Raw genomic sequence first — 10488 nt, 5'->3', positions numbered from 1 at the left:
CGATCTCGAGCTGCGGTTCGTAGACCGCACTGTGCCGGCCACCGCGCAGCCGCGCCTCGGCGATCGTCTCGGCGGCCTCCGCGGCCCGGCCCAAGGCCGAATAGGCCTCGGCGAGACGGATTCTCGCCGGGAACATCCACGCGGCGGCGCCCTCGGCGGTCAGCGCCGCGAGCGCCTGTTCGAGATTCTCGACACCCTCCGGGAAGTGCCCCTGTGCCACGTCGACGGTGCCCTGCAGGATCTTCGAGAGGCCCCAGGCCAGGTACTGTCCCGGCGCCGAATATCCGAAATAGCCGGAGGCACAGCGACGTGCGGCCTCCAGTTCACCGGTGAAGGTGAGCGCCAGCACCTCCGCGTGCGCGGACATGAAGCGCGTCGGCCCGTCGACCTGCTCCTCGACCTGATGGCCGCGCAGAGTGTATTCGCGCGCGGCCGCACTGCGGCCCATCAGCGCCAGCGCCAGACCGCCGCCGAACGATGCCCACCACACCGCCCAGGCCGGGGCGTCCGGTGTGGACATCACCGCCTCGGCGTCGGTGAAGGCCTCTTCCAAACGGTTTTCGTTCACCTCGCACGCGGAAGCCAAGCCCTGCAACGTCAGGACGATCTTCGGATGCCGGACCCGGCTGCGCACCAGGGACAGCACCTCGTCGGCCCGGTCGGCATCGCCCATGGCCCACAACAGATTCGAGACGCGGGTACTGCCCCAGCGGGCCAGCTGCACCTCGTTCAACTGATCCGGATCGAAACTGGCCAGGGTGCGTTCGGCCTCGATGCGATGTCCCTGCCACAGCAGTGCGCGCGCCAGCAGATCCGCGGACTCGACACCGCCTCGGCGCTCCACCGCCGCGCGCGCGAACCGTTCACCGAGGGGGATGTTCGCCAGCCCGATGGCATCGGCCGCAGCCGCCTCGAACAACTCCAGATCCGCGGATTTGTCACTGTCCAAAGCCAATTCGGCCAGCCGGATGCGATCGGAGGCGGATTTGATCGGCCGCTCCCGCAGCGACGAATACAACCGGCCCCGGAGCCGGCGGGCAGAGGCGATACCCAGCCGCCGCCGGATCACCTCACCGAACAGCGGATGGTTGTAGCGCACCAGCAACTGGTGACCGTTCTCGACGATCCGTATCACGCCACGGGTTTCGGCCTGTTCGACCGCATCCTCGCCGGCCAGTTCGGCCAGCACGTCGAGATCGATGGGCTCGCAGAAGGTGAGCAGTTCCAGGACGCGAAGCACCGACTCCGGCAGCTGCTCGACGCGATCCTCCAGCAATGCCGCCAGTTCCGAGGTCACCGCCGCCCGCCCGCGCAGCTGCCACACCCCGTTGACCTGTCGCAGCGTGCCCGCCTCCAGCGCGCCCTCCACGAGATGACGCAGGAACAAGGCATTGCCGCCGGAGGATTCCCACATCAGATTGGCGGTGAACCCCTCCAGCTGCCCGCCGAGCATGGATTCGACCAGTTCGACGCTCTGCGGTTCGGAGAACGGCGTGAGGTCGATCCGCAGCAGATGCCCGTCCTTCCACAGCGAGGTCACGGCGTCCGGCACCTGCACCCCGCTGCGTACCGTGCAGACGATCCGCGCGGCCTTGTCGATGGCCAACTGCAGCAGCAATGTTGCCGAGAGCTGATCGAGCAGGTGGGCATCGTCGACGCCGATGATGGTGTCGCCGTCGGCCAGCAGCGCCTCCCGCGCGGCGGCCATGAACGTGACCGGGTCGTGCGCTGTGTACACGCCGACCATATGCGCGAACACGCCGAGCGGAATACTGCGTGCGGACTCGGTGCCCGCCACCCAGCGCACACTCCCGCCCACCGCGGCCGTCGCCTGCCGCGCCAGGGTCGTCTTCCCCACCCCCGCGTCGCCGGTCAGGATCGCGCCGACGAATTCGGTGCCGGTCAACGCGGCGCGAATCGACTCCAATTCGCCACCGCGCTCGATCATCGGCCAGTTCCGAGCCATGAAATTACTGTAGTGCCTTGGCGAATTTGCGCGGAATGAACGAACCGCGAACGGCCGCAGCCCTATCCAGCGCAAATGCCGGCATGCCGGGAACGCCCCGGTGGCGGCGCTCGCCACCGGGGCGCCGGGTCAGTTCGCCCAGATCTCGTCGATGGCCGTGGCGGCCGAGGGAGGCGGGGTGGGGGTGCCGCCCTGGGTGCGGGAGAAGCGCGGGGCCGGGGCGTGCTGGACCACGCCGTCGATCTCGACCAGGGATTCGCGGGCGGCGATATGGCCGTTTGCGGTGGCCTCGGTGAAGGTGAGGACCGGGGTGCAGCAGGCATCGGTGCCGTCGAAGATCGCGGCCCATTCGTCGCGGGTCTTGGTCTTGAACTTCTCGGTGAACAGCTTGCGCAGCTGGTCCTGGCCGTTGGGGTCGAGTTGCATCGGCAGGCCCTCGGGGTCGATCTCGAGGCCCTTCAGGAATTCGGCGTAGAACTGCGGTTCGATGCAGCCGACGGCCATGTACTTGCCGTCGGAGGTCTCGTAGGTGTCGTAGAAGGCCATACCGGTGTCGAGCAGGTTGGTGCCCCGCTCGTCCGACCACAGGCCCATGCCGCGCATACCCCAGATCATGTGCGAGAGGGAGAGCGCACCGTCGATCATCGCGGCGTCGATCACCTGGCCCTTACCGGAGATCGACCGCTCCACCAGCGCGGAGAGCACGCCCATCACCAGGAACATCGAACCGCCGCCGAAGTCGCCGACCATGTTCAGCGGCGGGACCGGGCGCTCACCCTTGCGGCCGATGGCGTTGAGTACACCGGTCAGCGAGATGTAGTTGATGTCGTGGCCGGCGCGGTCGGCGAGCGGGCCGTACTGTCCCCACCCAGTCATCCGGCCGTAGATCAGGCGCGGGTTGCGCTCGAGGGTGACGTCCGGGCCCAGTCCCATCCGCTCGGTGACACCGGGCCGGAAACCCTCCAGCAGCACATCGGCCTTGTCGATCAGGCCGAGCACCTTCTCGATATCGGCGGGATCCTTGAGATTGGCCTCGACGATGGTGCGTCCCCGCCACTGCGGTCGTTCCATGAATCCCGGCAGCTGGCCGGGGCGCTGCACGCGCACCACATCGGCGCCCAGATCGGCCAGCAGCAGTGCCGCGTGCGGGCCGGGGCCGATTCCGGCCAGCTCCAGAACCTTGATGCCCGCGAGTGGGCCCTGCCCGGTGGTGGTGGATGAAGTGCTCACGCCCTACCTCGGTTCGTCGTCGATCCTGCGACCGGCGGCGCGCGCCGGTGTTGACACTACGACAATAAGCGGTGGATGTGACGCACGGCATCCGGGTGCGGTGTGTGCGGCTATTCGATGATTCGCAGCGGTCGCGTCCGGTTCGGTGGCTGGTTCCGTCCCGGCGGCTGGGGCAGTTCCGAGCGGCGCAGCCGCAGCGTCGGCGGTTCGGTGCGCGGAATCGGCAGCGTCGGCACGGGATCCTCGGCCGAACGGACCTTCACCGGCAGCCGGTAGCAGGCGCGGGCGTTGTCCTCGAGCACCCGGTACATGTCCGCGCCGACGGCCCGGCCGATGATCTCGATATCGGCATCGCGGAACGGCCGTCCGGCTCGATTGCCCGGCAGATCGGAGCCGAACATCAGCGCACCGGGATTGACCGCGTGCACCCGCCGCATCGCCGATTCCACATCCATCGACACCCGCCCGAACCCGGACGCCTTCACCCGGGCCCCGCGATCGACCAGATTCAGCAGATAGGGCAGGCATTCGTCGGACATGCCCATGTGGTCGATGCTCAGCGCCGGCAGTTTGGAGATGACCGGTTCCAGCGAGCCCAGCATGGATCCGTCGATGTACAGCTCGACATGCCAGCCGGCGAGTTCGTAGGCGCGCACGGCCTGCATGGTCAGCGTGACGATGTCGACCGCGGCGCGCTTGAGATTGAACCGGATGGCCCGCACCCCGGCCCGGTCCAGTTCGATGATCTGCTCGTCGGTGACCTCCGAAGGCAGATTGATCACGCCGACCCAGTTCGGCCCGAGTTCGGCCAGCGCGGCGATCATGAACGTCGAGTCGGTGCCCTGGAAGGAGGCACTCACCACCGCACCACCGTCGACATCGAAGTGCGCCATGCGCTTTCGATAGTCGGCGATGGTGTACGGCTCCGGCAGGTAGCCCTGATTCTCGACCAGCGGATACCGCGGGTCGATGATGTGAACGTGTGAATCGAACACGTGATCAGCATGCCTCAGGTCGGTGACGAATGCGGATCCGGCGTGGTGTTCAGACCTTGTGCGGCTCGCTCGCGCGCAGCATGTCCTCGCGTTCGACGACCTTGACGCGCTCGCGGCCCTCGGGCTCGCCGAGCGAGCGCTCGTGGGCGTCGAGGCGGTACCAGCCGGCCCAGGTGGTGAACGGAATGCCCTTGTCCTCGAGGAACTTCGTCACGGCCTCGGGATCGGGTTCGGCGGCCGGGGTGAAGGAGGCAGCGTCGTCGAGCAGGCAGGCGATCGTCTCGTTGGCGTCGCCCTTGGTGTGGCCGATCAGGCCGACCGGGCCGCGCTTGATCCAGCCGGTGACGTAGGTCTGCGGCAGGTAGCGGGCGGCGCCGTCGGCGCCCTCGTCGACGAGCACGCGTCCAGCCTCGTTCGGCACGGTGCCGGCCTGGTCGTCGAACGGCAGCTGCGGGATGTTCTGCGACAGGTAGCCGACGGCGCGGTATACCGCCTGGACGTCCCAGTCCTTGTAGGTTCCGGTGCCCTTGACGTTGCCGGTGCCGTCGAGAGTGGTGCGCTCGGTGCGCAGGCCGACCACCTTGCCGTCCTCGCCGATCAGTTCGGCCGGGGATTCGAAGAAGTGCAGGAACAGCTTGTGCGGGCGGTCGCCGACGTCGCGAATGGCCCACTGCTCGAGGGTGTTGCAGACCATGTCGACCTGCTTGGAGTGGCGGCGCGCGGCCTCCGAACCCTCGTCGTAGTCGATGTCCTCCGGATCGACGATCACCTCGATATTCGGCGAGTGATCGAGTTCGCGCAGTTCCAGCGGGGTGAACTTGGCCTGGGCGGGACCGCGGCGGCCGAAGACGTGCACCTCGACGGCCTTGTTGTTGCGCAGGCCCTCGTAGACGTTCGGCGGAATCTCGGTCGGCAGCAGTTCGTCGCCGGTCTTGGCGAGTACGCGGGCCACGTCGAGCGCGACGTTGCCGACACCGAGGACGGCGACCTTCTCCGCGTCGAGCGGCCAGGTACGCGGCACGTCCGGGTGGCCGTCGTACCAGGAGACGAAGTCCGCGGCGCCGTAGCTGCCGTCGAGTTCGATACCCGGGACACCCAGGGCACGGTCGGCGTTGGCGCCGGTGGAGAAGATCACCGCGTCGTAGAAGCGACGCAGGTCCTCGAGGTTGATGTCGCTGCCGTAGTCGATATTGCCGAGCAGGCGGACCTGCGGCTTGTCGAGCACCTTGTGCAGGGCGGTGATGATGCCCTTGATGCGCGGGTGGTCGGGTGCGACGCCGTAGCGGATCAGACCGAACGGGGCCGGCATGCGCTCGTAGAGGTCGATACTCGCCTCCACGTCGGACTTCATCAGCGCGTCGGCGGCGTAGATTCCGGCCGGTCCGGCACCGACGATCGCGATGCGCAGGGGGCGGTCGCCCGCGCCGCTATTCGTTCCAGCGTGTTCGGTCATCTCTACGCGCACCCTTTGGTCGAAAACTCTCGTCTTGTCAGCCGTCCTTCTTAGCTTAGGCTAAGTTGACGTGCGGGCCGGGCGCCTGCCCGACTGCTCCGCCGATGCTGCCTCGTTGCCGCGCGGAGCTCTCCCGATCCGTGCACCGGATGTGGCCGGAGTTCTGGTGATTCTATCGGTGGCACACACCGCCGCTATTCCCGGTATCCGCGCGAAATGCGGGCGTGATCTTCGACACTTCGACCCGCCGGGGATGATGCAGGCATGAATGATCCGGCTACCTCGATCGATCAGCGCGACACGACGCGGTCGGCGAAGCCGTTCCTGATCGCCGCGGCCATCGCCGTCCTGGCGGTGCTCGCCGTCGTCATCCTCGGAATCACCCGCCCGGTTGAGAACAATCTCACAGATCCGGATCGGGTCGCCATCGCGGCGCGCAACTTCGCCACGGCGAGAAGCGATTCCGACGCCGACCGGCGCAAGACCACCGAATGCACCGGGTTCGACGAGAAGAAGTCGCCGCTGGGCGCCGACTCGGCGGGCAAGAAGGTGGAGATCGCCGGAGTCGACGCGGTGCACATCGACGGCGACCACGCGACGGCGTCGGTGACCAGCCAGATCGACGGTCGCAAGACCGCGGCGAACTGGAGTTTCAGTCGCGAGAACGGCACCTGGCTGGTGTGCGTCAACCCTTGAGCCGCCGCTGTCCATGTTTGACAATCGGGCCTGTGACCAGGCATTCTCGGTTCAGGTCATGAGTACCAGCGGTAAGCCCCGGCTCGCTGGTCGGCAACCCTCCTCCGCGGTGGGGTGCTCCGGGTGACGACCTGGCCGCGGTCCGACCGGACGCGGCAAGTGCGGATTCCGTAGGAGGTTCGACAAGTGAGCTACGCCGGTGACATCACGCCCGGGCAGGCGTGGGAGTTGTTGCGCGACAATCCGGATGCGGTGCTGGTGGATGTGCGCACCGAGGCCGAATGGCGGTTCGTCGGAGTGCCCGACACCACCTCGATCGAGCGGCCGACCGCCCTCATCGAATGGGTCGACGGCACCGGCGCACCCAACCCCGTATTCGTGGAGCAGTTGAAGCAGTTGCTGGCCGATCGCGCGGGCGACAGCGATGCCCCGGTGATCTTCCTGTGCCGGTCCGGGCAGCGTTCGATCGGTGCGGCCACGGCGGCGACGGCGGCCGGTTTCGCGCCGTCCTACAACGTGCTCGAGGGTTTCGAGGGTCCGCTGGATGCCGAGGGGCATCGCGGCGGCGCCGGTTGGCGCGCACTCGGCCTGCCGTGGCGGCAGTCGTGAGCGGATCTGTTGTGCGGCAATTCTTTTCGTGGAGGCAGTCATGATCACCGGCGGTGCATTCGATCGGCCGCTGCCCGAGGGTGTGGGACCGGCGACCCTGGGCGTGCGCGGCGGGCTGCGCCGCTCCGGGTTCGAGGAGACCTCCGAGGCGCTGTATCTGTCGTCCGGATTCGTCTACGAGAGCGCTGAGGCGGCCGAGGCGGCCTTCACCGGCGATATCGAGCATTTCGTCTATTCGCGCTACGGCAATCCGACGGTCGCGATGTTCGAGGAGCGGATGCGGCTGCTCGAGGGCGCCGAGGCGTGCTTCGCCACCGCCAGCGGCATGTCCGCGGTGTTCACCGCGCTGGCCGCGCTGCTCGGACAGGGCGATCGGCTGGTGGCGGCGCGCAGCCTGTTCGGTTCCTGTTTCGTGGTGTGCAACGAGATCCTGCCGCGCTGGGGCGTGGAGACCGTCTTCGTCGACGGTGAGGACCTCGACCAGTGGGAGCAGGCGCTCTCGCGGCCGACGGCCGCGGTGTTCTTCGAAACTCCCTCGAATCCGATGCAGACCCTCGTCGACGTGCGGCGGGTGAGCGAACTGGCCCATGCCGCCGGCGCGAAGGTCGTGCTGGACAACGTGTTCGCGACGCCGCTGCTGCAGCGCAGTCTCGACCTCGGCGCCGATGTGGTGGTCTACTCGGGCACCAAGCACATCGACGGACAGGGTCGCGTCCTCGGCGGTGCGATCCTCGGCACGAGCGACTACATCAACGGGCCGGTCAAGAATCTGATGCGCCACACCGGCCCGGCGCTGAGCCCGTTCAACGCCTGGACCCTGCTGAAGGGACTGGAGACGATGCCGCTGCGGGTGCGTCAGTCGACACAGTCCGCGCTGGCCGTCGCGGAGTTCCTGGAACAGCATCCGGGCGTGGCCTGGACGAAGTACCCCTTCCTGGCCTCGCATCCGCAGCACGAGCTGGCGACCTCGCAGATGTCCGGCGGCGGCACCGTGGTGACCTTCGAACTCGCCGCGGGCCCCGACGAGGGCAAGAAGCGGGCCTTCGAGGTGCTGAACCGGCTGCGCATCGTCGACATCTCCAACAACCTCGGCGACGCCAAGACCCTGATCACGCATCCGGCGACCACCACGCATCGTGCGATGGGGCCGGAAGGCCGTGCGGCGGTGGGACTCACCGACGGCGTGCTGCGCATTTCGATCGGTCTCGAGGATGTGGAGGATCTGCTCGGTGATCTGGAGCAGGCGCTGAGCTGACCGTCGGGCGTTGACAGCACGCTGTCAATCATGACAGCATGCTGTCATGATTGAGACGGTTCATGTGGCGGTGTACGACACGTTCGCGGATTGGGAGCCGAGCTACGTGACGGCCGGCATCAATCGCCCGTTGATGCAGCGCGAGCCGGGAAGCCGGCAGATTCGCACGGTCGGCGCCACCACCGCGCCGGTCACCTCGATGGGCGGATTGCGCGTGGTTCCCGATCTCACTCTGGACCAGCTCTCCCCGGCCGACAGCGCGATGCTGATCCTGCCCGGCGCCGACATCTGGGAGGACGGGCAACTCGCGCCGTTCGCCCAGGCGGCGGGAGACTTCCTGAAGGCCGGCGTACCGGTCGCGGCGATCTGCGGTGCGACCTACGGCCTGGCGAAACAGGGCCTGCTCGACGCTCGTCCGCACACCGGCAACGCGGCGGACAATCTCGCCTCGACCGGATATTCGGGAGCGCACTACTATGTGGACGAGCCGGCGGTGACCGACGGCGATCTGATCACCGCGAGCGGCATCGCACCGATCGACTTCGCACGCCACATCTTCGCGCGGCTGGATCTGTTCGAGCCGGCCGTCCTGGATGCGTGGTATCGGCTCTACGCGGACCGGGATCCGAGCGGGTTCTTCGCCCTGCAGGCCGCGGCGGTCGAGCCGGCATGAGCCGCGGTGACGCCGAACTGTTCTCCGCGGCGGCGATCACGACCTTCAAACTGAACGGTCAATTCCTCACGATCGCAGAGGAATTGGCGAAACCGGCGGAGATCACCGCGGCCTGGTGGCAGGTGCTGGGTGCGGTGCTGCACGAACCGCTGCCGGTATCGGGGATCGCGCGGGAGATGGGTATCACCCGCCAGAGCGTGCAGCGCATCGCGGATCTACTGGTGGGCAAGGGATTGGCCGAATACCGGCCCAATCCGTCGCATCGGCGCGCGAAGCTGGTGGCGATCACCGATGCGGGCTACGCTGCCGTCCGCCGGATCACCCCGAAGCATGCTGTCATGGCGAAACAGCTTGCGCGACAATTGGGTTCGCAGCGGTTCGCCGAGGTGGTGGATGCGCTGGGTGATCTGTCGGCCGCGCTGGAGGCGCTGGAATCCGGAGAGCGCGGCGGAAGTCCGGACTGACGGAATCCCGCGCCGGAAAGTACCGTGCCGGCGTACCTCCGGTGCGCCGGCCGGACCTTCCCGCTCAGGCCGCGAACGGATTCTCGGTGCGGCCGACGAGATCGGCCACCGAATCGATCACCAGCGTCGGCCGGTACGGGAACTGTTCCATCGACGCCCGGGTGGAGATCCCCGAGGTCACCAGGACTGTGCGCATGCCCGCCTCGAGTCCGGCGATCACATCGGTGTCCATCCGGTCGCCGATCATCACCGCCGACTGCGAATGCGCGCCGATCTGCCGCAGCGCCGAGCGCATCATCAGCGGATTCGGTTTCCCCACGTAGTACGGGTCGCGCCCGGTGGCCCGGGTGATCAGGGCGGCCACGGAACCGGTCGCGGGCAGCACGCCCTCGCGGGAGGGCCCGGTGGGGTCGGGATTGGTGGCGATGAACCGGGCGCCGCGTTCGACCAGCCGGATCGCGGTGGTGATCGCCTCGAACGAATAGGTTCGCGTCTCACCGAGGACGACGTAATCAGGATCGCTGTCGGTCAGCACGTAGCCGATCTCGTGCAGGGCGGTCGTCAATCCCGATTCGCCCACCACGTATGCCGTCCCGCCGGGACGCTGCTCGTTCAGGAAGGTGGCCGTCGCGGTCGCCGAGGTCCAGATCGAGGACGCCGGGATGTCCAGGCCGATCCGGCGCAGGCGGGCCTGGAGATCGCGCGGGGTGCGGATGGAATTGTTGGTCAGGACCAGGTACGGAATCTCACGCTCGGTCAGCTCCGTCAGGAACGCGTCGGCGCCGGGAATGAGGTGATCCTCGTGCACCAGCACGCCGTCCATATCGGTCAGGTAGGACAGAATCGGTTCGCTGTCGGCAGTCACGAGCCAATTGTGGGCTATCAGCGGTAGCGATGTGACGTTCCGGTAGGTCGTACGCGCGGCGGCCGCGGAATTCGCTCTGGTTATGGTCGAATGCGACCGCAGCTTGCCGCGCTGTGGACAGGCGGGACAGGAATTCGGGACACCCGTCCGGCGCTGCACTCGGTCGACGCGGTCGTCTCCCGCCCGGGAGCCGGCCCAAGCACGCACGTGACGGCGAACAGGAGTGGCGCAGTGAGTGATCTCAAACTGGGATACAAGGCGTCGGCAGAACAATTCGGACCA

The 10488-nt window shown here is 67.5% G+C and carries 10 protein-coding genes and 1 riboswitch; of the genes, 5 read left to right on the top strand and 5 right to left on the bottom strand.

All coding sequences use genetic code 11. The features are described 5' to 3' along the window. The 4 genes from NE2_RS34225 to NE2_RS34210 form a co-directional block, all read right to left on the bottom strand. Positions 1-1966: ATP-binding protein (locus tag NE2_RS34225; RefSeq protein WP_063032883.1), on the bottom strand; the 1966-nt coding region annotated here is incomplete at its 3' end. Between the two features lie 129 nt (positions 1967-2095). Then, a complete protein-coding gene (locus NE2_RS34220) occupies positions 2096-3196 on the bottom strand; it encodes a CaiB/BaiF CoA transferase family protein (RefSeq protein WP_063032879.1) in 1101 nt (366 codons plus the stop codon). Between the two features lie 110 nt (positions 3197-3306). Beyond that, positions 3307-4191 carry an amidohydrolase family protein gene (locus tag NE2_RS34215; protein ID WP_063032877.1) on the bottom strand — a complete coding sequence of 295 codons (885 nt, stop codon included), beginning with the start codon at positions 4189-4191 and terminating at the stop codon, positions 3307-3309. Positions 4192-4240: 49 nt separating this feature from the next. Continuing rightward, the gene (locus NE2_RS34210; RefSeq protein WP_063032875.1) at positions 4241-5644 is read right to left on the bottom strand and encodes an FAD-dependent oxidoreductase; all 1404 of its coding nucleotides are present in this window, start codon (positions 5642-5644) and stop codon (positions 4241-4243) included. Between the two features lie 264 nt (positions 5645-5908). Between NE2_RS34210 and NE2_RS34205 the strand changes: the two genes are divergently transcribed. The 5 genes from NE2_RS34205 (at position 5909) to NE2_RS34185 (ending at position 9341) form a co-directional block, all read left to right on the top strand. After that, positions 5909-6340: an Rv0361 family membrane protein gene (locus tag NE2_RS34205; RefSeq protein ID WP_063032873.1), complete on the top strand. Its 432-nt coding sequence runs from the start codon at positions 5909-5911 to the stop codon at positions 6338-6340. 54 nt (positions 6341-6394) lie between these two features. Next, a riboswitch (SAM riboswitch) is annotated at positions 6395-6508 on the top strand. A gap of 18 nt (positions 6509-6526) precedes the next feature. Then, positions 6527-6949 carry a rhodanese-like domain-containing protein gene (locus tag NE2_RS34200; RefSeq protein ID WP_063032871.1) on the top strand — a complete coding sequence of 141 codons (423 nt, stop codon included), beginning with the start codon at positions 6527-6529 and terminating at the stop codon, positions 6947-6949. Between the two features lie 40 nt (positions 6950-6989). Beyond that, positions 6990-8204 (top strand): O-succinylhomoserine sulfhydrylase, encoded by a 1215-nt coding sequence (locus NE2_RS34195; RefSeq protein WP_063032869.1) that lies wholly within the window; start codon positions 6990-6992, stop codon positions 8202-8204. Between the two features lie 46 nt (positions 8205-8250). After that, entirely contained in the window at positions 8251-8877 is a 627-nt protein-coding gene (locus tag NE2_RS34190) for a type 1 glutamine amidotransferase family protein (protein ID WP_063032867.1), read from the top strand. Then, positions 8874-9341, top strand: a complete 468-nt coding sequence (locus NE2_RS34185) for a MarR family winged helix-turn-helix transcriptional regulator (RefSeq protein ID WP_030516630.1) — start codon at positions 8874-8876, stop codon at positions 9339-9341. Before NE2_RS34190 ends, NE2_RS34185 begins: the two co-directional genes overlap by 4 nt. 64 nt (positions 9342-9405) lie before the next feature. On the opposite strand, the gene NE2_RS34180 is transcribed toward NE2_RS34185, so the two are convergent. After that, positions 9406-10164, bottom strand: coding sequence for an HAD-IIA family hydrolase (locus NE2_RS34180; protein ID WP_051756585.1), 759 nt, complete (start codon positions 10162-10164; stop codon positions 9406-9408). Positions 10165-10488 lie beyond the last annotated feature (324 nt).

Origin of the sequence: Nocardia elegans NBRC 108235 (assembly GCF_001612845.1) — a bacterium.
Classification (GTDB): domain Bacteria; phylum Actinomycetota; class Actinomycetes; order Mycobacteriales; family Mycobacteriaceae; genus Nocardia; species Nocardia nova.
This window is presented reverse-complemented; position numbering and strand designations above follow the sequence as displayed.

Bases quoted from the DNA above. Each gene is read 5' to 3' on its own strand.
- NE2_RS34185 (WP_030516630.1), top strand. From the start codon at position 8,874: ATGAGCCGCGGTGACGCCGAACTGTTCTCCGCGGCGGCGATCACGACC.
- NE2_RS34195 (WP_063032869.1), top strand. From the start codon at position 6,990: ATGATCACCGGCGGTGCATTCGATCGGCCGCTGCCCGAGGGTGTGGGA.
- NE2_RS34180 (WP_051756585.1), bottom strand. From the start codon at position 10,164: ATGGACGGCGTGCTGGTGCACGAGGATCACCTCATTCCCGGCGCCGAC.
- NE2_RS34205 (WP_063032873.1), top strand. From the start codon at position 5,909: ATGAATGATCCGGCTACCTCGATCGATCAGCGCGACACGACGCGGTCG.
- NE2_RS34190 (WP_063032867.1), top strand. From the start codon at position 8,251: ATGATTGAGACGGTTCATGTGGCGGTGTACGACACGTTCGCGGATTGG.
- NE2_RS34210 (WP_063032875.1), bottom strand. From the start codon at position 5,644: ATGACCGAACACGCTGGAACGAATAGCGGCGCGGGCGACCGCCCCCTG.